Source organism: Microbacterium sp. B24, assembly GCF_000333415.1.
Classification (GTDB): Bacteria; Actinomycetota; Actinomycetes; order Actinomycetales; family Microbacteriaceae; genus Microbacterium.
Map to the genome: position 1 here is coordinate 95,419 of NZ_BADB01000386.1, position 21,690 is coordinate 117,108.

Annotated in this window: 20 protein-coding genes; 12 read left to right on the forward strand and 8 right to left on the reverse strand. The window is 71.0% G+C overall.

Going from position 1 to position 21,690, the window contains the following annotated elements; genetic code table 11:
* Window positions 1-23: 23 nt before the first annotated feature.
* Window positions 24-1,634, reverse strand: a complete 1,611-nt coding sequence (gene murJ, locus I5I_RS11225; RefSeq protein ID WP_036319517.1) for a murein biosynthesis integral membrane protein MurJ — start codon at window positions 1,632-1,634, stop codon at window positions 24-26.
* The gene (locus I5I_RS17605; protein WP_239640095.1) at window positions 1,627-2,652 is read right to left on the reverse strand and encodes a DUF6049 family protein; all 1,026 of its coding nucleotides are present in this window, start codon (window positions 2,650-2,652) and stop codon (window positions 1,627-1,629) included. The genes murJ and I5I_RS17605 overlap by 8 nt, the downstream gene beginning before the upstream one ends.
* 488 nt (window positions 2,653-3,140) lie before the next feature.
* Here I5I_RS17605 and I5I_RS17610 point away from each other — a divergent pair, with 488 nt between their 5' ends.
* From I5I_RS17610 to malQ, 6 genes are all read left to right on the forward strand, one after another.
* Window positions 3,141-3,320: a hypothetical protein gene (locus tag I5I_RS17610; protein WP_239640096.1), complete on the forward strand. Its 180-nt coding sequence runs from the start codon at window positions 3,141-3,143 to the stop codon at window positions 3,318-3,320.
* Window positions 3,321-3,335: 15 nt separating this feature from the next.
* Window positions 3,336-3,860: a hypothetical protein gene (locus I5I_RS17615; RefSeq protein WP_239640097.1), complete on the forward strand. Its 525-nt coding sequence runs from the start codon at window positions 3,336-3,338 to the stop codon at window positions 3,858-3,860.
* A gap of 149 nt (window positions 3,861-4,009) precedes the next feature.
* Complete coding sequence (locus I5I_RS11235) at window positions 4,010-5,557, forward strand: DUF7059 domain-containing protein (RefSeq protein ID WP_036319518.1); 1,548 nt, start codon at window positions 4,010-4,012, stop codon at window positions 5,555-5,557.
* Between the two features lie 39 nt (window positions 5,558-5,596).
* The gene (locus I5I_RS11240) at window positions 5,597-7,036 is read left to right on the forward strand and encodes a CCA tRNA nucleotidyltransferase (RefSeq protein ID WP_036319519.1); all 1,440 of its coding nucleotides are present in this window, start codon (window positions 5,597-5,599) and stop codon (window positions 7,034-7,036) included.
* Between the two features lie 139 nt (window positions 7,037-7,175).
* Window positions 7,176-8,501: a GAF domain-containing protein gene (locus tag I5I_RS11245; RefSeq protein ID WP_036319520.1), complete on the forward strand. Its 1,326-nt coding sequence runs from the start codon at window positions 7,176-7,178 to the stop codon at window positions 8,499-8,501.
* A 238-nt stretch (window positions 8,502-8,739) separates the two neighbouring features.
* Window positions 8,740-10,875 carry a 4-alpha-glucanotransferase gene (gene malQ / locus I5I_RS11250; RefSeq protein WP_036319521.1) on the forward strand — a complete coding sequence of 712 codons (2,136 nt, stop codon included), beginning with the start codon at window positions 8,740-8,742 and terminating at the stop codon, window positions 10,873-10,875.
* Here the strand turns inward: malQ and I5I_RS11255 are convergent.
* The gene (locus I5I_RS11255) at window positions 10,847-11,773 is read right to left on the reverse strand and encodes a DMT family transporter (RefSeq protein WP_239640098.1); all 927 of its coding nucleotides are present in this window, start codon (window positions 11,771-11,773) and stop codon (window positions 10,847-10,849) included. The two genes, malQ and I5I_RS11255, sit on opposite strands and share 29 nt — an antisense overlap.
* A 40-nt stretch (window positions 11,774-11,813) precedes the next feature.
* Between I5I_RS11255 and I5I_RS11260 the strand changes: the two genes are divergently transcribed.
* The 3 genes from I5I_RS11260 to I5I_RS11270 all read left to right on the forward strand — a co-directional run bounded on the left by I5I_RS11260 (window position 11,814) and on the right by I5I_RS11270 (window position 14,585).
* Window positions 11,814-12,305, forward strand: a complete 492-nt coding sequence (locus I5I_RS11260) for a MarR family winged helix-turn-helix transcriptional regulator (RefSeq protein WP_036319522.1) — start codon at window positions 11,814-11,816, stop codon at window positions 12,303-12,305.
* Between the two features lie 256 nt (window positions 12,306-12,561).
* Window positions 12,562-14,109 carry an acetaldehyde dehydrogenase ExaC gene (exaC, locus tag I5I_RS11265; RefSeq protein WP_036319523.1) on the forward strand — a complete coding sequence of 516 codons (1,548 nt, stop codon included), beginning with the start codon at window positions 12,562-12,564 and terminating at the stop codon, window positions 14,107-14,109.
* Between the two features lie 92 nt (window positions 14,110-14,201).
* A complete protein-coding gene (locus tag I5I_RS11270) occupies window positions 14,202-14,585 on the forward strand; it encodes a DUF779 domain-containing protein (protein WP_036319524.1) in 384 nt (127 codons plus the stop codon).
* Window positions 14,586-14,639: 54 nt separating this feature from the next.
* Here I5I_RS11270 and I5I_RS11275 read toward each other — a convergent pair whose 3' ends face one another.
* Window positions 14,640-15,008: a VOC family protein gene (locus tag I5I_RS11275; protein WP_036319525.1), complete on the reverse strand. Its 369-nt coding sequence runs from the start codon at window positions 15,006-15,008 to the stop codon at window positions 14,640-14,642.
* Between the two features lie 58 nt (window positions 15,009-15,066).
* Here I5I_RS11275 and I5I_RS11280 point away from each other — a divergent pair, with 58 nt between their 5' ends.
* Entirely contained in the window at window positions 15,067-15,510 is a 444-nt protein-coding gene (locus I5I_RS11280) for a MarR family winged helix-turn-helix transcriptional regulator (RefSeq protein ID WP_036319527.1), read from the forward strand.
* Here I5I_RS11280 and I5I_RS11285 read toward each other — a convergent pair.
* From I5I_RS11285 to I5I_RS11300, 4 genes are read right to left on the reverse strand one after another with little or no spacing between them, the layout of a single operon-like run.
* Window positions 15,507-16,112 (reverse strand): response regulator transcription factor, encoded by a 606-nt coding sequence (locus I5I_RS11285; protein ID WP_036319528.1) that lies wholly within the window; start codon window positions 16,110-16,112, stop codon window positions 15,507-15,509. The genes I5I_RS11280 and I5I_RS11285 overlap by 4 nt on opposite strands.
* On the reverse strand, window positions 16,109-17,272 hold the full coding sequence (locus I5I_RS11290; RefSeq protein ID WP_239640099.1) for a sensor histidine kinase: 1,164 nt from the start codon (window positions 17,270-17,272) through the stop codon (window positions 16,109-16,111). The genes I5I_RS11285 and I5I_RS11290 overlap by 4 nt, the downstream gene beginning before the upstream one ends.
* A 25-nt stretch (window positions 17,273-17,297) precedes the next feature.
* Complete coding sequence (locus I5I_RS11295; protein WP_016463852.1) at window positions 17,298-18,131, reverse strand: ABC transporter permease; 834 nt, start codon at window positions 18,129-18,131, stop codon at window positions 17,298-17,300.
* Window positions 18,128-19,033 carry an ABC transporter ATP-binding protein gene (locus I5I_RS11300; RefSeq protein WP_036319530.1) on the reverse strand — a complete coding sequence of 302 codons (906 nt, stop codon included), beginning with the start codon at window positions 19,031-19,033 and terminating at the stop codon, window positions 18,128-18,130. The genes I5I_RS11295 and I5I_RS11300 overlap by 4 nt, the downstream gene beginning before the upstream one ends.
* A gap of 150 nt (window positions 19,034-19,183) precedes the next feature.
* On the opposite strand from I5I_RS11300, the gene I5I_RS11305 reads away from it, so the two are divergent.
* Both I5I_RS11305 and I5I_RS11310 read left to right on the forward strand, forming a co-directional pair.
* Complete coding sequence (locus tag I5I_RS11305) at window positions 19,184-19,861, forward strand: response regulator transcription factor (protein WP_036319531.1); 678 nt, start codon at window positions 19,184-19,186, stop codon at window positions 19,859-19,861.
* A gap of 175 nt (window positions 19,862-20,036) precedes the next feature.
* Window positions 20,037-21,683 (forward strand): ABC transporter substrate-binding protein, encoded by a 1,647-nt coding sequence (locus I5I_RS11310; RefSeq protein ID WP_036319532.1) that lies wholly within the window; start codon window positions 20,037-20,039, stop codon window positions 21,681-21,683.
* The last annotated feature ends 7 nt before the right edge of the window (window positions 21,684-21,690 follow it).

The window sequence follows — 21,690 nt, forward strand, 5'->3', positions numbered from 1 at the left end:
CGCGCGGCATTCCGCGCCGCCGGTCAGCGGCCGGTGAGGCGTCGCACGAGTCGGCCCGCGATCGCGAGCTCAGGGGTGCGCAGCAGCGCCAGAGCGGCGATGTAGACGACCAGCGACGCCGCGCCCACGAGGCCGCCGCCGATCGCCCCGAGCAGGCGGTCGGACACGGTCCAGCCCGCAGGTCCACCCACCAGCAGGAACACGGCCCATCCCGCGCCGAACGCGGGGACGGCGGCGACGGCGAAGCGGCCGAGCGCCCTCCACGTCGTGCGCAGAGCGGTCGTGTCGGTGTGTCGGCGCAGCAGGCGCAGCGCGACCGGCAGCTGCACGTATGTCGAGAGCGACTGCGTGAAGGCGACGGTGGCGGCGAGGAAGGCCAACGGCAGCAGTCCCGCTGCGACCGCGACCGCCGCGACTGCGGCGCCGAGGGCGGCGAGGGCGGCCTGCACGAAGGAGAAGACGAACGGCGTGCGGGTGTCCTGGAAGGCGAAGAACGCCCGCCGGATGATCAGCAGCACACCGAACGGCACCAGCGCGATGAGGTATCCACACAGCACCCACGCCATCGGGACCGCACCGTCGGAGTCGGTCGTGAACACGCGGGAGAGTGGGACGGATGCCGCGCCGATCGCGGCCGTGAATCCGAACCCGAACAGCGCGATGGCGCGGATGGACTCGTCGAGGTTGGGAGCGACGCGATCGAGCCGCCCTGCGGCGACCTCCTCGGCGAGCCGCGTGAAGTACGTGGTCGAGATCGACATCGCGACGATCGAGTGCGGGAGCATGAAGATGAGCCACGCGTAGACCATGACGGTGACGCTCGCCTCGCCGGACGCCTGTGTGACGACGCGGGATTGCACGATTCCCGCGAGCTGGCCGACGACCACGGCGAGGAACGTCCACCATGCGAGCGTGCCGACGTGTCGGAGGCCGATGCCACGCCATCCGAAGTCGGGTCGGATGTGCAGCCGCGTGCGCTTCCAGAACAGCAGGAGCACGAACGTCTGCATCGCGATGCCCAGCGTGGCGGTTCCGCCGAGAAGCGCGATCATTCCGGCATCCCAGTCCGCGACGGCGGTGAAGGGACCTCCGAAGACCAGGAGGAACACCCCGAATCCGGCGATCGAGACCAGGTTGTTCACGGTCGGAGCCCAGCTGTAGGGGCCGAAGACCTTTCGCGCGTTGAGAACTTCGCCGAGGAGGGCGAACAGGCCGTAGAACAGCAGCTGCGGAAGCAGCCAGTAGGCGAAGGCGACGGCGAGACCCTTCTGGGTGCCGTTCCATCCCTCCGTATAGAGCCAGATCAGCGCGGGCGCCAGCGCCATCATGAGCGCCGTTGCCGCGACCAGCACGACACTGCCGAGGGTCAGCAGCTTCGACACGTACCGCGAGCCGCCGTCGCTGTGCGCGGCGGCCTTCACGATCTGCGGGACGAGGATGCCGGTGATCACACCGGCGGCGAGGAGCTCGTACACGTTCGTCGGCAGCTGCGCCGCGATGCTGAAAGCGTCGGCGGCCTTACTGCCGTACGAGCCGATCACGGCGACGAGCACGAGAGAGCGCACCAGTCCGGTGACCCGGGAGAACAGCGTTCCCGCTCCGATGATGGCGCTCGCGCGACCGAGATTAGCCATCGACGTCCTCTGTTCTGGGGGTCTGCGCCGCCGCGGCGGTGGCGGTGCGCCGGCGGCGCATCTTCCGCACAGTGCGGACGACGCCGAGCACGAGCATCGCGCCGATGAGCACCGACATGACGGTGATGCCGACCGATTCCCACTCGGCGCGCACCGACACCGCGACGCGCACCCGGGCGCCGATCTCCACACCGGCCGAGCTGCGCAGCTGCAGGTCGAGAGTCGACTCGCCGCTGCCCACGCGCGCCTGCACGGGAACCTGCACGCGGGTGCTCTGGGCGGCGCCCACGGACACGTCAGCGGTCTTCTGCACGATCAGGCGCGGGTCGTTGGGGGCGGCGGTCAGGGTCAGTGTGACCGGCCACGGCAGGTCGTTGCGCACCGAGAAGGTGAGCGGCGCCGACGAGGCCAGCAGCGTGATGTCGCTGGGGGGCACGATCGCCACGGACCCCAGGGTCGTGCTCGTCGCATCGCGGTGGTCAGACAGTGCGCTGGCGAACTGATCGGGTGCCGCACGCCACACGTTGCCCAGGAGCTGCAGGAGCTCCGCCCGGTCGGGCGCGGTCAGAAGCGTCGGATCGGCGAGCACGGTGGCGAACGCGGCGACGCGGTTCTCCTGGTCGAGCAGATCGTGGAGGGCATCGACGCGTGTCGGATCCGCCGCGTCGCCTCCGGTGACGGAGACCGCCGTCGCCGAAGCCGCCAGCAGCGCATCCAGATCCCAGGCTGTGCGCCCGGCCAGGGAGGATGCCGCGGCGATCGCGGCCCGCAGGCCCGTCGCCGACCGTCCGGTCGCGCGGTCCACGACGACGAGCAGCGGCGCGGAGGAGGCGGCACCCCGTGTGGCGACGCTCGCGTAGGCGGAGGCGGCCGCGAGACCGGCACCCTGGTGTACAGGGTCGGAGGCGAGCGAGGCGGTGCGCAGCGCGCGGGAAGCACCGTCGTCGTAGGCGAGGATGCCGGCGCCCGCGGCATCCGCTCGTGCCCCGAACGCACCGCTGAAGACACTCGTGCCCACGAGCGTGATCGCAGCGGGCTCGGTCGAGCCGGGAGCGCCCGGCGCGCTCTGCAGTGCCTCGACGACACCCGCGGTGGCCGACCCTTTTCGCGGGCCAGAAGACGTTGGCGCGCGCCGTGCCGATGTCTAGCAGTTGGTCGAGGGTGGGCAGCGTGCGCCCGTCGGGCGCGGGGGTCGCTGTGGGGCTTGCGCTGGCGGCCACGGCGGTGGAGGTGAAGTTCCGCGCCGACATGAAGGGATCGAGGCTGGAGACACGCAGAGGCGTGGGAAGACCGGCGGCGATCTGCGTGGCGAGGTCGGCATCACCGAACTGCAGAGCGAAGCGGGAGTTGGGCAGAGCCAGCAGGTCGGCGAGCCATTGCCGCGCCGATGCCGGTGCGGACGAGCCCAGGACGCGGATGGCCGCGGGGATCGCAGGGTCGACGGCGAGGATCGCCGGCGTACCGGTCACGGCGTTCAGTTGCGTGCGCAGGGCTCCGTCGTCGGCGGTGAGCGCTTTCAGGTCGTCCGCGCTGAGCAGGCCGGTGGTGGTCGGCGGAGCGGTGATCGGCACGACGACGCCGACACCGCTCGCGGCGGACGCGGCATCGGGCACGGTCAGCACGCTGTGCGCGACGAGCGGCTGTGTGCCGGTGGTCGGGGAGGAGTATGCGGCGCTCAGCGGGTAGACCCCGGGGGCGAGCGTGCCCAGCGCGCCGAGATCGACCGCCGCTGTCGCCGTCGCGGTCCCGCGCGCGACGACGGCGGTGACCGGTACGGAGGCGACGGTCGTGTCGGCGACCGTCTGGGCGTCGAGCCAGCTCGTCACCTCGGCGCTGGTGGCCAGCGGCGATCGGCTCAGCGCGATGGTCATCGTTCCGCTCGCCGCTGGGGCGTCGCCGGTGTTGGAGACGGCGACCGCGACGGAGACGACCGTCGTGCTGACCACGCCGTTGCCGGCCGGGGCGACGACGACCGACAGATTTGCGGCATCCGCGGCGTCGGTGGCGCTCGGAGTTGCGGAGGGCTCCGGGGCACCGGTCGCGGCATCCGCGGGAGCCGGCGCGGGGGCGGCGACGATCGCGAGCGCCATCCCGGTCGACGCTGCGAGCAACACGGCGGCTCGCAGCCCTCGCCGCGCCGCGCCGATGATCGTGCGACGACGACGGCCGCGCACTCCGTCGGGAGGTCGGCGCGCGGCGGCGGGGAAAGACACAGTCATAGCGTGAATCGGCTCCTGTGCGATGCCTGACCGCACGATCAGCTGTGATTCTAGGGTCCTCGTGCTGTGGGCAGCCCGTGACCGGCCGTGATCGCCGCGATCCGTCGCCTCGCCGAGTGCGGCGTCCCGCACCGGCGTGCGTGAGGATGGGATGCTGTGGAGCCCACCTTGAACCCCGACCCCGCGCTCATCAGCGCCTTGCGCCGCGACCTCGCCGCCGCCGGCTACCGCGCCGACGCCGTCAGATCGCTGTGGGGCCCGGTCGCCGACACCGCTGTCGGCCACGGGCTGCACGGACCGGCTCTGGCGGCCCTGGCACCGCGCAGTGACGCGCTCGCCGCCCTCGTGCGCCTGCTGTACCTCGGGGTGGCGACCGACCGTGCTGCCGTCGCGCGCGCCCTGCCGATGCTCGGAGCACAGGGGCTGGTCGACCTCGGCTTCGCGCGGATCGACGGGGATGCCGTCGCGCCGACGGTTCTCGTGCGTCCCCAGGACGTCGCGGGCGCTCCCGACGACGCCGAATGGTGGATCGCCAGCGACCTCGACGAGGCCGCGCTCGGGGGGCCGCTGCCCACGGGCCACGTCCTCGGCGTGGGGGGTGCCTCCCTCACACTCGCCGGTCTGCAGCTGACCACGCCCGCCGGGCGGGTTCTCGACGTCGGCACGGGCTGCGGCATCCAGGCCCTGCGCGCCCACCTCGCCCTGCGCACTCAGCCCGCCCCGCCGACGATCGTCGCCACGGACGTCTCGCCGCGCGCCCTGGAGTTCACCCGCATCAATGCGCTGCTCAACGAGGTGGAGGGCATCGACACCCGTCGCGGCAGCCTCTTCGAACCGGTCGCAGGTGAGCAGTTCGACCGTGTCGTCTCGAATCCGCCGTTCGTCATCACCCCGCGCGTCGCGGGCGTGCCGGAATACGAGTACCGCGACGCCGGGTACGCCGGCGACGACCTCGTCGCAGCCTTCGTGTCGGGGGTCGGCGCGGTGCTCGCGCCGGGCGGCACCGCGCAGCTGCTGGGCAACTGGGAGTACCGCGCGGGGAAGGACGGTCTGCAGCGCGTCCGCGAATGGGTCGCCGCCTCGCCGGTGCCGCTGGAGGCCTGGGTGATCGAGCGGGAACGTCTCGACCCTCTGGCGTACGCCGAGCTGTGGGTTCGCGACGGCGGCACGGCACCGGGGACGCCGGGCTACGCGGCGCTGGTCGATGCGTGGCTCGCCGACTTCGCCGCACGGGAGGTCGACGCGGTCGGTTTCGGCTACCTGGTGCTCCGGCGCCCGGCATCCGCCATCGCGGCGCTGGCCCGATACGAGCGCGTCACGCACCCGTTGCCCGATGATCGCGCCCTCGGCGTGCACCTGGGAGCGGCGCTCGCCGCCTTCGACGCGCTCGAGCAGCTCGATGACGCGGCGCTCGCCGCCGCACGCCCGATCGTGGCCGAGGACGTCACCGAGGCGCGTCATCATCTGCCCGGCGCCGAAGCCCCGAGCGTCATCGAGCTGCGACAGGGCGGCGGTCTCGCGCGCACCGTCGAGGTCGACCCCGCCCTCGCCGCTCTCGTCGGCGCCGCGGACGGCGAGCTCACGGTCGGTCAGCTCTCCGACGCGATCGCGCAACTGCTCGAGGTGGATGCTGCGGCGCTTCGTGCCGACCTGCTGCCGCGGGTGCGCGAACTCGTCTTCATCGGGATGCTGCGCCTGGCGTGAACCCGGGGGTGACGAGGGTGCGCCGGTAGGCTGGAAACCATGCTCAACATGGCCGAAGGCCTCGACCGGCTCGGGTCGCTCGCGACCTCGCCGATCATGGCGACCCTCGGTGCCGCCTTCGCCCAGTCCGGGTTCGAACTGGCGATCGTCGGTGGTCCGGTGCGCGACGCGCTGCTGGGACGTCCGACCCACGACCTCGATCTCACGACCAACGCCCGCCCCGACGACATCCTGCGGATCGTCAAGCCCCTCGCGACCGCGACGTGGGACATCGGACGGGCGTTCGGCACCATCGGTGCGAAGATTCCCGGCCCGTCCGGCACCTCCGAGCAGGTCGAGATCACCACCTACCGTGCCGACAGCTACGACGGGCTCACCCGCAAGCCCACCGTCGCGTTCGGTGACCGCCTCGAGGACGATCTCGCCCGGCGCGACTTCACCGTCGGCGCCATGGCGCTGCGTCTGCCTGTTCCCGCCCTGGTCGACCCGACCGGCGGCGTCGAGGATCTCCTCGCCGGCGTGCTGCGCACTCCGGGCGACCCCGACGTCAGCTTCGGCGACGATCCCCTCCGCATGCTGCGCGCCGCCCGGTTCGCGAGCCAGCTCGAGTTCGAGGTCGCGCCGGCCACTCTCGAGGCGATGGAGCGCCTGCGCTCGACGATCGCGATCGTGAGCCCCGAGCGTGTGCAGGCCGAACTCGTGAAGCTTCTCGCCACCGACGATCCCGTGCGCGGCATCCGCATCCTCGTCGAGACGGGACTGATGGGCGAGATCCTGCCCGAGGTACCCGCGCTGCGCCTCGAGGTGGACGAGCACCACCATCACAAAGACGTCTACGAGCACTCCCTCACCGTGCTGCGTCAGGCCATCGAGCTCGAGCACGCGCGCCATCCCGGCGCCGCCCCCGACACCACGCTGCGCCTGGCCGCCCTGCTGCACGACATCGGCAAGCCCGCGACCCGTCGCCTGGAGCCCGGCGGCGGGGTGAGCTTCCACCACCACGACGTCAAGGGCGCTCGCCTGGCCCGCAAGCGCCTGCAGGCGCTGCGCTTCGACGGCGACACCATCGCCGCGGTCACGCAGCTCATCGAGCAGCACCTGCGCTTCTTCGGCTACGCCGAGGGTGCGTGGACCGATTCGGCGGTGCGGCGCTATGTGCGCGATGCCGGCGACCAGCTCGAACGGCTGCATATCCTTACCCGCGCCGACGTGACCACCCGAAACGCGAAGAAGGCGACGCGCCTGCGACGCGCGTACGACGACATCGAGTGGCGCATCGACGAGCTCGCGTCGCAGGAGGAGCTCGCCGCCATCCGCCCCGAGATCGACGGCAACCGGATCCAGGAGATCCTCGGCATCCCGCCGGGGCGCGAGGTCGGTGAGGCGTATCGCTTCCTGCTCGAGGTGCGCCTGGACGAGGGCCCGATCGGCGCGGATGCCGCCGAGCAGCGCCTGCGCGCCTGGTGGTCCGCCCGCTGACCCCTCTCTCCCCCTGCCGATCCGCCAGGTTCGTGCCGAGCCGACATGCTCCCGCGCGTCGAATCTTGGCGGCTCGGGGCAATCTTGGCGGCTCGCGATCTAGACTGACGGCACCTCCTCACCGTCGAACGGAGTTGCCGTGCCCTCGCCGTGGTCATCGCGCCGCGAGGTCTCGCCAGAGACGTCGCGTCTGCTGATCGAGCGCGCGCACGAAGAGCTGGTCGGCGGCAACATCGGAGATCCGCGCCTGGGTCAGATCCGCCCGCTCGTGCAGGACTCTTGGCGCCGCTCGCTCGCGCACCTCGTGGGTGCCGAGGGTCTCCCGCCGCTCGATCTCGGCGACGAAGAGCTCGAGGCGTATCGGCAGGCGCATCCGCTCTCGGCAGCCATGGACATGATCCGCGCCCTGCTGCTGCCGGGCGGCGAGAGCGACTCGGGAGTCGTGGTCGCCGTGGGGGATGCCGTCGGCCGGCTGTTGTGGGTGGAAGGCGACCGGCGGGTGCGAAGCCTCACCGGAGACATGGGCTTCGTCGCCGGCGCGAACTGGTCGGAGGAGGCGGTGGGCACCTCGGCGCCCGGCACCGCCCTGGCCCTCGGGCGCTCGGTGCAGATCCATGGGGCGGAGCACTTCAACCGCCTCGTGCAACCGTGGTCGTGCACGGCGGCGCCGGTCTACGATCCGGAGACGCGCCGGGTTCTCGGCGTCATCGACGTCACGGGCGACAGCGATGCCGCCACCCCGCAGGCGCAGTTGCTCGTCGACGCGACGGCCCGCGCCGTCGAGTCCGAGCTGCTCGTGGGGCGGCTGCGCGCCCGTGCCCAGCCTCCCGCACCGCGGCGGGCGCGCCGGCCCGCGGCGACGGCGACCGCGACGACGATGCTGCGCGTGCTCGGACGCGACCGGGCGCTCCTCGATGTCGCCGGACCCGACAGTGCCACGGTGACCGAGCTGTCGGCTCGGCACGCCGAGATCCTTCTCATGCTGGCCGTGCACCGCGAAGGACTCTCCGCCGAGCGGCTCGGACAGCTCGTCTACGGCGAGGACGACGCGGAGGGAACGCTGCGACCCGAACTGGTGCGCCTGCGTAAGGTGCTGGAGCGGGTGGCGCCGCAGCTGGTGCCGGCATCCCGCCCCTACCGCCTCACGGCAGAGCTGCACACGGACGCCCATCAGGTGGTCGCGCTGCTCGGACGCGGTGCGCACCGCGTCGCGCTCGCGGCCTACCGCGGGCGCGTGCTGCCCGACTCGGTCGCCCCCGGCGTGGAGGAGTTCCGCGAGTCGGTGCGCCTCGCCCTGCGCGAGGCCCTGCTCACGGAGGCCTCCGTCGACGTGCTGCTCGCGTACGCCGACACCGACGACGGCGCCGACGATGCCGAGGTGCTACGCCTTGCGCTCGAGATGCTGCCGGCGCGCTCGCCGCGACGGGCCGGCCTCGTCGCGCGGTTGGAGAAGCTCGAGCGCTGAGCGGCGCCGGGTGCGCGGTGCCGCGTGCCGGCGTGCGTAACTCCGCCTGAACCGGGGTGGTGGCGGGCTGGGGGCGAGAGGTCGTGGGTTGAGGCGGAGTTGTGCACGCGGCCGCGCCGGGTTCCGGCGGCGGGGCCCGGGGCTCGGGCGGCCGGCTGCGCCGGGTCTGGACGACAGGGGCCGGGGCGGGGTGCCAGGATGGGCGCAGACGCCCGCGCGGCGTTGAGGGAGGATCGACATGACCGACGACGCGCCCACGCCCGACCTGGCGCGACTAGCGAGCGCCTTCGGCATCGCGACGGAGTACTGGTCGTTCTTCGGTGACCGGGTGCACGTCCCGGCATCCACTCTGCGGGCGGTGCTGGCGGCGATGGGCATCGACGCGTCGACGGATGCCGTGATCAGCGCGGCCCTCGTCGCGGAGGAGGAGCGCGTGTGGCGCGACCTGCTGCCGGCGTCGGTGGTCACCCGCCCCGGGGTCGGCGTGCTGTGGGTGCACGTCGACGACGGGCACGACGTCGCGCTGACCGTCGAGTTCGAACACGCTGGGACGCGTGAGCTGACCATTCCGGAGCAGCGTCCGGCGGCGCGGCTCGTCGATGGCATCCTGCGCTGGCGCGTCGAGGTGCCCGTGCCCGCCGACCTTCCGCTGGGCTGGCACACCCTGCGTGCCGAGCAGCGCGCGTTCGGTGCGGCGGAGGCCGACCGCACGGCATCCATCCCCTTCGTCATCACCCCGGATCGCCTGGCCGATCCGCCCGCGCGGCGCGGCCGCGACCGCGGGTGGGGGCTCATGGCGCAGCTGTACTCGGTGCGCTCGCGTGCCTCGTGGGGCATCGGCGACTTCGCCGATCTGGGTGACCTCGCCGCCATCGCCGGACGTCGCGGCGCCGACTTCCTGCTCATCAACCCGGTGCACGCGGCCGAGGTCACGAGCCCCATCGAGCCGTCGCCGTACCGCCCGGCGACCCGCCGCTTCCTCGCGCCGCTCTACGTCCGCCCGGAGCACATCCGCGAGGTCGCCGCGCTCACCCCGACCGAGCGCGCTGTCGTCGAGGCGGCTCGCGCACCGGTCGCGTCGACCGACGGTGACGCAGACCGCATCGACCGCGATGCCGTCTGGGCGGCCAAGCGGCTCGCGCTCGACGCGATCTTCACGGTGCCGCTCTCGCCGTCGCGGCGCGCCGAACTCGACGCCTTCGCCGCGCGTGAGGGCCAGCCGCTGCAGGACTTCGCCCTGTGGTGCGCGCTGGAGGAGCACTACGCGGGCCGGGAGCGCCCGGCCGACCTCGACGACATCCGCTCGCCCCTGGTGGCGGCGCTGCGGACGAAGCTGGCGGACCGGGTCGCGTTCCACGTCTGGCTGCAGTGGATCGCCGATCAGCAGGTCGCCGACGCCCAGGCCGCAGCGCGGGCGGCGGGAATGGCGATCGGCATCATGCACGACCTCGCGGTCGGGGTGCATCCTCAGGGCTCGGACGCGTGGTCGCTGCGCGACATGTACGCGACCGGCATGGCCGTGGGCGCTCCGCCCGACATGTACAACCAGCAGGGGCAGACGTGGAACCAGCCGCCGTGGCTGCCTCGCGCGCTCGCCGAGGCCGGATACGCACCCCTGCGCGACATGATCCGCACGCTCCTGCGGCACGCCGGAGCGCTGCGCATCGACCACGTCATCGGGCTGTTCCGGCTGTGGTGGATTCCCGAGGGGCTCAGCCCCGCCGCGGGCACCTACGTGCGCTACGACCACGAGGCGATGATCGGCGTGCTGCTGCTCGAAGCCCACCGCGCGGGTGCCGTGCTGATCGGTGAAGACCTCGGCAACGTCGAGCCCTGGGTGCGCGACTACCTGTCGGCGCGCGGGGTGCTCGCCACCTCGGTGCTGTGGTTCGAGCGCGAGGGCGACGGATTCCGGCCGCCGGAGCAGTACCGCCGCTCGCTGCTGGCCACCGTCAACACGCACGATCTTCCGCCGACCGCCGGCTACCTCGCCGACGAGCACGTCGCCCTCCGCGCCCGCCTCGGTCTGCTCACCCGCCCGGTCGAGGAGGAGCTCGCCGATGCGGATGCCGAGCGCGCGAGCATGCTGGCGCTGTTGCGCGAACGCGGACTGATCGGCGACGAGCCCGGCGAGGCGGAGGTCATCGAGGCGCTGAACGTGCTGATCACGGCATCCCCCGCGCAGCTGATCGGGGTCGCGCTCGTGGATGCCGTCGGGGAGCGCCGAGCGCAGAACCAGCCCGGGACCGACCGTGAGTACCCGAACTGGCAGATCCCGCTGGCCGGACCCGACGGTCGCGCCGTGCTGCTGGACGACCTGGCCGACAACCCCCTTTTCGACGCGCTCACGCGCGCCGTCGACGCTCACCTCTGACGAGCGGCCGCGCCGCGGGCGCAGGCGCCGGTCCGTCGGGGCCGGCGGGGCCGGCGGGGCGGATGCCGGCGAGAACGCCGACGACCACGAGCACGAGTCCGAGCAACTGCGCGGGACCGAACGGCTCGTGCGCGACGACGACGCCCAGGAGCACACCGGTCACGGGATTGAGCAGCCCGATCACGCCGACCACGGCGCCGGGCAGGCGGGCGAGCCCGGTGAACCAGGCGGCGTAGGCGACCGCCGTCGCCACGAGGATGATGTACGCGAAACCGAGCAGCGCCGGTCCGTCGAGCGCCGGCGGTGCTCCCTCGACGACGATCGCGACGGGCGCCACGACGAGCGACCCCGCGATGAGCTGCCATGCCGTCATCGTCAGGGGTGGCACGTCGGCTCCCCACCGCCTCGTCAGCACGAAGCCGAGCGATGATGACAGCATCGCCACGACGGATGCCGCGATGCCCCACCCGTCGGCATCCCCGCCGCCGGGCTGGAGCATGACGATCACGCCGACGATGCCGAGGACGGCACCGCCGGCGGCCCGAAGAGTCGGACGCTGGCGGAGCATCATCCAGCTGAGCAGGAGCAGCGCCGCCGCAGACGTGGACATGATCGTCGCCGCCAGGCTCGTGGCGAGTCGCTGCGCCGCGACGTAGACGAGCACGTTGAGGCCGCCGACGGTGAGGGTGCCCAGCACGATCGATCGCCACCACCACGCGCCGCGCGGCAGGCGCCGCGTGACGAGCAGCACGAGAAGACCCGCCGGCAGACAGCGGATGACCGCCCCCCACAGGGCCGTATCGGGCGGGAGTAGGTGGCGCGTCACGAAGTACGTGCTGCCCCAGGCGATGGGGGCGATCGCCGTCACGAGCACCCAGCGACGCCCTTTATCTTCCATGGAAGAGAATATAGCTTCCACGGAAGGTAATGTCGAGGGTGTGCAGGATCACGTCGACCTCGTCCAGGAGCAGTGGCGCCGCGAACGCCCCGATCTCGATCCCTCCCCGCAGGGCGTGATCGGGCGCGTCCATCGCCTGGCCGCGGCGCTGACGGCCGAGCTGACCGCCGTCTACGCGCAGTTCGGGCTGAGCGAGGCGGAGTTCGACCTCCTGGCATCGCTTCGCCGCGCCGGTGCGCCGTACGAGCTGCCGGCGGGTGAACTGGCCGACCACACGATGGTCACCACCGGCGGACTCACGAAGAGGGTCGACCGTCTGATCGAGCGCGGCCTCGTCGTCCGCGCGGATGCCGAGGACGATCGCCGCCGGCGCCTCGTGCGCCTCACCCCCGAGGGCGTCGAGCTCATCGACCGCGCGTTCACGGCACACCTCGCCAACGAGCACCGCCTGGTCGCGCTCCTTCCCGCGGGCGACGCCGCCGCCGTGCGTGACGCCTCCCGCCGCTGGCTCACCGCCCTCGGCCACGACTGACCCCGGCATCCCCCGGCCCGCGCCCCCGCCCCGCCCCCCCGCGCCCCCGCCGCGCACCCGCGAGAAACCACGCGCTCGCCGAGAAACACCCCACGCACTGGTTTCTCGGCTTGCAAGGTGTGTCTCGCGGCGGATGCCACGCGGATGCCGCGGCTCCCGCCGCCCATGCAACGCGATGCAACGTTGCGGTGCGTACCGTCGGCGCATCCGAACGCGGCGGGGATGCCGCGGACCATGCACTGTCGAAGGAGACATCATGACCATCGTCGAAGAGGGCGTCTCGAGCGTCTACGCTGCTCCCGGCCAGCGCGGGGCCATCGCCGAGTACCGTCCGCGGTACGGCCACTACATCGGCGGCGAGTTCGTCGAACCGATCAAGGGGCAGTACTTCGAGAACATCACCCCGGTCACGGGCAAGCCGTTCACCGAGGTCGGCCGCGGTACCGCGGAAGACATCGACCGCGCCGTCGACGTCGCCTGGAAGGCGTTCGAGTCGTGGAAGAAGACCACCCCGGCCGACCGCGCGAACATCCTCAACAAGATCGCCGACCGCATCGAGGCGAACCTCGAGAAGATCGCCGTCGCCGAGACGTGGGAGAACGGCAAGCCGGTCCGTGAGACGCTCGCCGCCGACATCCCGCTGGCGATCGACCACTTCCGCTACTTCGCCGGTGTGCTCCGCGCCCAGGAGGGCACCCTCAGCCAGATCGACGAAGACACCGTCGCGTATCACTTCCACGAACCGCTGGGCGTCGTCGGCCAGATCATCCCGTGGAACTTCCCGCTGCTGATGGCCACGTGGAAGCTCGCCCCCGCGCTCGCCGCCGGCAACTGCGTCGTGCTGAAGCCGGCCGAGCAGACCCCGGCATCCATCCTGTTCCTCTTCGACATCATCGGCGACCTGCTGCCGGCCGGTGTCGTGAACATCGTCAACGGGTTCGGTATCGAGGCGGGCGCGCCGCTCGCCCAGCACAAGCGCATCCGCAAGGTCGCGTTCACGGGCGAGACCACGACGGGCCGGCTGATCATGCAGTACGCGTCGCAGAACCTCATCCCGGTGACGCTGGAGCTCGGCGGCAAGAGCGCGAACATCTTCTTCGAGGATGTCGCCCGCGACCGCGACGCCTACTACGACAAGGCCCTGGAGGGTTTCACCTTCTTCGCGCTGAACCAGGGCGAGGTCTGCACCTGCCCGTCGCGGGCGCTCATCCAGCGCTCGATCTACGACCAGTTCCTCGGCGACGGCCTCGAGCGCGTCGGCAAGATCATCCAGGGAAACCCCCTCGATCCCGCCACCATGATCGGTGCCCAGGCCTCGAACGACCAGCTCGAGAAGATCCTCAGCTACATCGAGATCGGCAAGGCCGAGGGCGCGAAGCTGCTCGCCGGCGGGGAGCGGGTGGACCTCGGCGGCGAGCTCAGCGGTGGCTACTACGTGGCACCGACGGTGTTCGAGGGACAGAACTCGATGCGCATCTTCCAGGAGGAGATCTTCGGTCCCGTCGTCTCGGTGACCAGCTTCGACGGCTTCGACGACGCCATCCACACCGCCAACGACACCCTCTACGGCCTGGGTGCGGGCGTGTGGAGCCGGTCGGCCGACACGATGTACCGCGCCGGTCGCAGCATCGAGGCCGGTCGCGTGTGGACGAACACCTATCACCAGTACCCGGCGCACGCCGCGTTCGGCGGGTACAAGCAGTCGGGCATCGGCCGCGAGAACCACCTCAAGATGCTCGACCACTACCAGCAGACCAAGAACCTGCTCGTGTCCTACGCCGAAGGCGCGATGGGCTTCTTCTGAGTCGAGACACATCGGCGAGACACGACCTGCCGCCCCAGACGCCCGTGCGTTTCGGGCGGCAGGTCGTGTGTCGGCGGAGAACGGGGACGGTCATGACCACCACACTCAGCAGGGTCGCGGTGACCGATGCCGCGGCATCCCTCCTGCGCCAGCTCACGGCGCAGCACGGCAAGCTCATGTTCCACCAGTCCGGCGGATGCTGCGACGGCAGCGCACCCATGTGCTACCCCGTCGGGATGTTCCTGACCGGGCCGTCGGACGTGAAACTCGGCGACCTCGACGTGGGGCTGGACGACCCGATCGAGGTCTTCATCTCCGCATCGCAGTTCGAGTACTGGAAGTACACGCACCTCACGATCGACGTCGTTCCGGGCCGCGGCGCGGGCTTCAGCGTCGAGGGGCCGACCGGCATGCGCTTCCTCATCCGCTCGCGGATGCTCGACGACGCCGAGCTCGACCACTTCGGCCTGCGCTGACGCCGGCATCCATACGGTCGGGCACGCACGCCCGCTCGCTCGCTCGCCCGTCCGTCAGGCGCGGTCGTGGAGCGTGATCCGGTACCCGTCCGGGTCGACGAACGTGAAGGTGCGGCCGAACGGGCCGTCGATCGGAGCGGCGACGATCTCGTGGCCGGCGGCGACCAAGGCGTCGTGGATCTGCTGCACGTCGGTCGCGTGCAGCCAGAGGGCGATGCCCGCTCCCGGCGGGGTCGCGCCCTCGCGGACGGCGTCATCGACGATGTCCCGCACGGCGAATGCGATGGGGGTCGTCGCGAAGACGACGGCGTGCGGGGGTCCTGCCGGTGAGCGCGTGAGCCCGAGGAACTGCTCGTAGAACGCCTGGGAGGCGGCGAGGTCGCGAACCTGCAGGGAAATGAAGTCGGGGCCGGTGGCGGGCATGAGTTGTTCCTTTCGTATGTCAGTTATCTGACACGCAAGTGTATGTCAGGATACTGACATGAGTCAACGCACGCCCGTCGTCGATCTACCGACCTCTGTCGGCTATCGCCTCAAAGAGGCAGCGAGCGCTCTGAGGAGCGCGATGGAAGACGTTCTCCGTCCGCTCGGGATGAGCGTCACCCATTACGCGTGTCTCGAACTGCTGGCACAGCGTCCCGGGCTGTCGAACTCGGATCTGGCCCGTGGCACCTTCGTCACCCGCCAGACCATGAACGTGCTGCTGCAGAAGCTCGAGCGTGATGGTGAGATCTCGCGGCCCGACACCCCCGCCTCCGGCAAGGTGCTCCCGGCGACGATCACCGATCGGGGCCGCACGGCGCTGTCCGCCGCCAGCACGGCCGTGCGATCGGTGGAGGATCGCATGTTGGACGGTCTCGACGACGGCGACCGCGACGAGGCGCTGCGGCTGCTCGGCGCGATGATCCGCTCTCTTCGCGGCTAGAGCCAGCCGTTCTCGTCGGCGACCCGCACGGCGTCGGCGCGGTTGCGGGCGCCGGTCTTGCCGATCGCGCTGGACAGGTGGTTGCGCACCGTGCCCTCGCTCAGGTGCAGCATCTGCGCGATGTCGGCGATCGAGCCGCCCGTCCGGGCGACGGCGAGCACATCGGTCTCGCGGCCGGTCAGCGGCGACTCTCCTTGGGCCAGCGAGTCTGCGGCGAGGGCGGGATCGACGACCCGCAGCCCCTGCGCCACCCGTCGGACGGCGTCGGCGAGCTGCGCGGCGGGCGTGTCCTTCACGACGAAGCCGGACGCTCCCGCCCGCATCGCACGCGTCAGATACCCCGGCCGCCCGAAGGTGGTCACGATGAGCGTCCGGCACGTAGGCAGCGCATCGCGCAGCGCGGATGCCGCCGCGATCCCGTCCATCCCCGGCATCTCGATGTCGAGCAGCGCCACGTCGGCGGATGTGCGCACCGCGGCATCCACGACCTCGTCGCCGCGACCCACCTCGGCGACCACCTCGATGTCGGGCTCGAGACCGAGCAGGGCCGACAGGGCGCCGCGCACGAGTGCCTGATCGTCGGCGATGAGCAGGCGGATCACAGCGTCACCTTCAACAGGAATCCGCCCCACTCGCTGCGGCCGAGCATCAGACGCCCGCCGGCCGCCTCCACTCGTTCGCGCAACCCGATCAGTCCGCTGCCCGCCGTCCCCGCGCCGGATGCCGGTCCCACCCCGTCGTCCTCGATGCTCACGCTGCGGCCGCTGAGGCGCACGCGGCAGCGCGACGCGTGCGCGTGGCGGATCACGTTGGTCACGCCCTCGCGGACGATCCAGCCCGCCAGCTCACGCCGCTCTGCGGGCACGTTCTCGGTGGCGGTGGGAAGTTCAGCGGCGATGCCGGCGGCATCCAGCGCCTGCCGAGCGGCCGCCAGCTCACCCGCCACCGTGATGCCGCGGTAGCCGGCGACCGTCGCGCGCACATCGGCCAAGGCGCCCCTCGCGAGGGCCTCGACCTCGGCGACTTCCGCCTTGGCCCGCGCGGCATCGACGTCGATCAGTCGGCCTGCCAGCTCGGTCTTCACCGTGATCACGGTGAGCGAGTGACCGAGGATGTCGTGAAGGTCGCGCGCGACGCGGCTGCGTTCGCGCTCGACGGCCATCTGCGCCATCTGATCCCGCGTGGCGCGCAGGGCGTTCATCGCGGCGATGTTGCGGCCGAACGCCGCCATCATCGCGGAGATCGAGACGATGATAGCCGGCAGGAACAGCACGCCTTCCGTCCACCCGTCCGAGATCACGCCCGTGACAAGGGCGGTCGCTCCCAGCACGAGCAGCAGCGTCCAGGTGGTGCGCAAGCGGACGACGGCCATGCCGATCGCAACGCCCACGTAGCTCCACACACCGCGGACATCCCACCCGATCCACGGGAAGAGGGTGAAGGAGAGGAGGAACAGCCAGGCCGCCGGCAGCAGTCGCAGCCGCGGCGGCAGAAGGCGCGACACAGGGATCGCCATCAGAAACGATGCAGCGAACAGCACCAGCAGGGCGATCACGACCGCGCTCGAGATCGCGGTGTCCGCGGCGGCGACGGCCTCGGTGGCCACGATGAACAGCCAGATGAGCGAGATCGAGCCGCCGACGTACCAGCCTCGGGCGGCGCGGGCGGTCAGCAGCTCGCGCGCCGTGGGTGTCGTCGACGAGGCGGGGACCGGGGGGATGTCCCACCCGGTCCCGTCGAGATCGTCTCGTGTCGCGCTCACGGACTTCACTGTAGGGCGCGCCGACTCAGACGCGCTTGGTGTCGCGCCGGAACGCCCACGTCGTGCCGGCGACGAACAGCACGAGCCAGACGAGCGCGTTGACCAGCCACATCGCGTCGAAGCTCTCGCCGGTCAGCGGTGAGCGGGCGAGCTCGCCGATGCCATAGACCGGGGTGAACTTCGCGATGGTCTGCATGAAGTCGGGCATGCTGCTCAGCGGGTAGAAGAGGCCGCCGAGGAAGGACAGGAACACGACGACGAGGCTCGTCACCTGCGCGGCGTTCTCGCTCGGCATGAGGTAGCCGACGAACAGTCCGAGCGTCGTGAACACGGCGCTCGCGAGCACCCAGCCGACGAGCCCCGTGCCGATCCACTGACCGACGCTGAGCTGGATGCCGCTGATCGCGCCGGCCGCATATGTGGCGACGACCGCGAGAAGGCCCAGCACCATGCCCGCGATCATCTTGATGATGATGTTGACGAGGGGGTTCAGGGGCGTCAGGCGCAGCTGCCGGCTCCAGCCCTGCGTGCGTTCCAGGGCGACGGCCGCGCCGGTCTGCGTGGCCGACATCATGGCGCCGTACATCGCCATCGACACCATGATGTACGCCGCGACCGACACGCCGCCGTCGGCGACGGGCGTCGCCGTGAGCTGCTCATCGCGCAGACGCAGACCGATGATGACGTACATCACGACCGGGAACGCGATGGTGAAGAAGAGGGTGCGGCGATTGCGCAGGCGGCGCTTGAGCTCGATGCCGAGGTAGGTGAGGTTGAAGCCGCCGAGCGGCGGGACGCGCCGGTCGAGGGTGACGCGATCGGCGGACAGTGCCGACGGCGCGGAGGATGCGGTGCTCATGCGGAGGCTCCTTCGGAGGTGAGGGCGAGGAAGACGCTCTCGAGGTTCTGTGAGGTGATCTCGATGTCGCGGGCCGCCGTCTCGGTGAGGAGGTGGCGCGCGACGGCATCCGAGTCCTTCGTGTGGATGCTGATGCGGTCGCCGGCGAACTCGACGTCGTCGACGCCGGCGAGTGCGGCCAGGCGCGCGGGGTCGGCGCCCGGGAGGGTGGCGCGCACGATGCGGCCGGAGACCAGGTTCTTGATCTCGGCGGTGGAGCCGTCGGCGACGATGCGGCCTCGGCTCATGAGCACGATGCGGTCGGCGTACTCGTCGGCCTCGTCGAGGTAGTGCGTGGCGAAGAGCACGGTGCGTCCGCGCGCGGCGTCGGCGCGGATCGCGCTCCAGAACGCGCGGCGGCCCTCGACGTCCATCCCGGTCGTGGGCTCGTCGAGAATCAGCAGACCCGGGTCGCTCAGCAGCGCCATCGCGAAGCGCAGCCGCTGCTGCTGACCGCCGGAGCACATCCCGACGCGCCGGTTCGCGATCTCGCTGATGCCGGCGCGCTGCATGACCTCCTCGACCGGGCGGGTGTCGGCGAACAGGCTCGCCGTGAGCGCGAGCGTCTCGCTGACGGTGATGTCCTTCAGCAGACCGCCGGTCTGCAGCACCGCGGAGACGAGCCCGTGCGAGATGGCCGCGCGAGGGCTCTCGCCGAAGACGCGGACAGCGCCGACGTCGGGGTCGGAGAGCCCCAGCAGCATGTCGATCGTGGTGGTCTTGCCGGCGCCGTTCGGGCCGAGGAAGGCGACGATCTCGCCCGGGCGCACCCGCAGATCGACGCTCTCCACCGCTCGGACACTGCCGAAGCTCTTGCGCAGGCCCGCGGCATCCACCGCGAGCAGTCCCTGGTTCTCATCCATGTCTCCGACTCTGCCCGCGCGCCGGCCCGTGCACCGCACACGGCCGTCACGACTGCGCCATGACATTCGTCACGGCCGAAAACTCGTCGGCGTACTCGCGTGACGAATCGTCGGTTTCGCACTCTCTTCGAAGGGACGCAAGGAGGAGACATGACCGCTTCCGCGGGTGCGGCGCTGCGGCGCGTGACGATCGTCGACCCATCGAGCGCTCGCAGGGCGCACGCGCGCGAGCTGCTGGCGGGTCGCCTGGGTATGCGGGTGGTCGCCGAAGCCGCCACGGTCGGCGAGGTCGTGGCGCGCCGCCCGGCGGGCACGCACCCGTCGCAGGTGCTGTTCCTCGTCGTCACCGACCGCGTCGAGACCGACCTGTCGGCCCTCGCTGCGTGTCGACGAGCCGGAATGCGCGTGGTCGCCCTCACCGCCGACGCCCCCGACCACGTCGTCCGGACCTTGATGGATGCCGGGGTGGAGGGCATCGTGTCCTCGCGGGAGTCCGAGGGTGTCGTGCTGGCGGTCGTCGATGCGGTGCGGCGGGGTGCGCGCGCCTGGTCGCCGCGCACGCGCGCGAAGCTCGACGCGCTCGCGGTACGCCCCGCCCTCAGCGTGCAGGAGTCGCGTCTGATGGTGCTCTATGCCTCCGGTCTCACGATCAGCGAGGTCGCCGATCGCCTCGGCGTGCGCGGCGACACCGCCCGCAAATACCTCAACCGGGTGAAGGCCAAGTACGCCGCCGTCGGTCGTCCCGTGCGCACCAAGACAGAGCTCTCCCAGGCCGCGCGCGACGACGGTCTGCTCCCGCCCGGCCCGCCGCCCGCGCGGGACCTCTGACCGTCGCGGTCGGTGTCGGCCGGCGAAACCCCGCGTCACGCGCAGTGGTGCCGGGTTTCATTCCTGTTACAAAAAGCGCGATCACGAGGCAGATCGGCGATGTGCACGACAGGATAGCGACCTGAGTCCCGCCTGCCTGGCGGGGCCTACCGACATACAGCAGAGGTACTCACACATGGCACTGCACTTCAGTTCGCCGGGCTCCGCCCGCGCACGCACCGCGCTGGCAGCGGGCGCGCTCGCCGTCTCCGCGCTGCTCCTCGCCGGCTGCGCCGGCGGCGGCAACACGGGCGGATCGACCGACGGCGCGGCATCCGGGCCCATCATCATCGGCACGACCGACAAGGTCACCACGCTCGACCCGGCCGGCTCGTACGACAACGGCTCGCTCGCCGTGCAGACCCAGGTCTTCCCGTACCTGGTGAACACCGACTACAACTCCAACAAGGTCGTCCCCGACCTGGCCGAGTCGGCCGAGTTCACCGCGCCCAACGAGTACACGGTGAAGCTGCCGGCGGGCCTGAAGTGGGCCAACGGCCACGACCTGACCTCGTCCGACGTGAAGTTCTCGTTCGACCGCAACCTGAAGATCGCCGACCCCAACGGTGCATCGAGCCTGCTGTACAACCTCGACAGCGTCTCGACCCCCGATGACACGACCGTCGTCTTCAAGCTGAAGACCGACAACGACCAGGTCTTCCCCTTCATCCTCACGTCCTTCCCGGGCGCGATCGTCGATGAGGAGGTCTTCTCGGCCGACGCCGTCACGCCCGACCAGGACATCGTGAAGGCCGACGCCTTCGGCGGCCCCTACTCGATCACGAAGTGGGACTTCAACAAGACGGTCGAGTTCACGCCCAACAAGAACTACAAGGGTCTGCTCGCCGCGCCCAGCAACTCGGGCGCCGTGCTCAGCTACTTCGCCGAGTCGTCGAACCTGAAGCTCGCCGTCCAGCAGGGCGACGTCGACGTGGCCTACCGCAGCCTGTCGTCGACCGACGTGGCCGACCTGTCGGGCAACGACAAGGTCAAGGTCGTCGAGGGTCCGGGCGGCGAGATCCGCTACATCGTCTTCAACTTCAACACGCAGCCGTACGGCGCGACGACCGCCGAGGCCGACCCGGCCAAGGCGCTCGCCGTCCGTCAGGCGGTGGCCGATCTGCTCGACCGCAAGACGATCTCCGACCAGGTCTACAAGGGCACCTACACCCCGCTCTACTCGTACGTCCCGGCCGGGTTCGCCGGGGCGACCGACGCCCTGAAGGGTCTCTACGGCGACGGCAACGGAGGCCCCAGCGCCGACAAGGCGAAGGCGGCGCTGGCTGCGGCCGGTGTGACGACGCCCGTCGCGCTGAGCCTGCAGTACAGCCCCGACCACTACGGCCCGTCGTCGGGTGACGAGTACGCGCTGGTCAAGCAGCAGCTCGAGAAGGACGGCCTCTTCACGGTCAACCTGCAGTCGACCGAGTGGGTGCAGTACTCCAAGGACCGCACCGCCGACGTCTACCCGGCCTACCAGCTCGGCTGGTTCCCGGACTACTCCGACGCCGACAACTACCTGACGCCGTTCTTCCTGGAGAAGAACTTCCTGGGCAACCACTACGTCAACCAGGAGGTCAACGACCTGATCCTCAAGCAGGCCGTCGAAACGGATGCCGCCACCCGCACGTCCGACATCGAGAAGATCCAGGACCTCGTGGCCAAGGACCTCTCGACGGTGCCGCTGCTGCAGGGCGCTCAGGTCGCGGTGACCGGTGCCGACGTGAAGGGCGTCACGCTCGACGCGTCGTTCAAGCTGCGTTTCGCACCGATCACGAAGTAACGCGCCC

Bases quoted from the DNA above. Each gene is read 5' to 3' on its own strand.
- murJ (WP_036319517.1), bottom strand. From the start codon at position 1,634: ATGGCTAATCTCGGTCGCGCGAGCGCCATCATCGGAGCGGGAACGCTG.
- I5I_RS11240 (WP_036319519.1), top strand. From the start codon at position 5,597: ATGCTCAACATGGCCGAAGGCCTCGACCGGCTCGGGTCGCTCGCGACC.
- malQ (WP_036319521.1), top strand. From the start codon at position 8,740: ATGACCGACGACGCGCCCACGCCCGACCTGGCGCGACTAGCGAGCGCC.
- I5I_RS11255 (WP_239640098.1), bottom strand. From the start codon at position 11,773: ATGGAAGATAAAGGGCGTCGCTGGGTGCTCGTGACGGCGATCGCCCCC.
- exaC (WP_036319523.1), top strand. From the start codon at position 12,562: ATGACCATCGTCGAAGAGGGCGTCTCGAGCGTCTACGCTGCTCCCGGC.
- I5I_RS11270 (WP_036319524.1), top strand. From the start codon at position 14,202: ATGACCACCACACTCAGCAGGGTCGCGGTGACCGATGCCGCGGCATCC.
- I5I_RS11275 (WP_036319525.1), bottom strand. From the start codon at position 15,008: ATGCCCGCCACCGGCCCCGACTTCATTTCCCTGCAGGTTCGCGACCTC.
- I5I_RS11280 (WP_036319527.1), top strand. From the start codon at position 15,067: ATGAGTCAACGCACGCCCGTCGTCGATCTACCGACCTCTGTCGGCTAT.
- I5I_RS11295 (WP_016463852.1), bottom strand. From the start codon at position 18,131: ATGAGCACCGCATCCTCCGCGCCGTCGGCACTGTCCGCCGATCGCGTC.
- I5I_RS11300 (WP_036319530.1), bottom strand. From the start codon at position 19,033: ATGGATGAGAACCAGGGACTGCTCGCGGTGGATGCCGCGGGCCTGCGC.
- I5I_RS11305 (WP_036319531.1), top strand. From the start codon at position 19,184: ATGACCGCTTCCGCGGGTGCGGCGCTGCGGCGCGTGACGATCGTCGAC.
- I5I_RS11310 (WP_036319532.1), top strand. From the start codon at position 20,037: ATGGCACTGCACTTCAGTTCGCCGGGCTCCGCCCGCGCACGCACCGCG.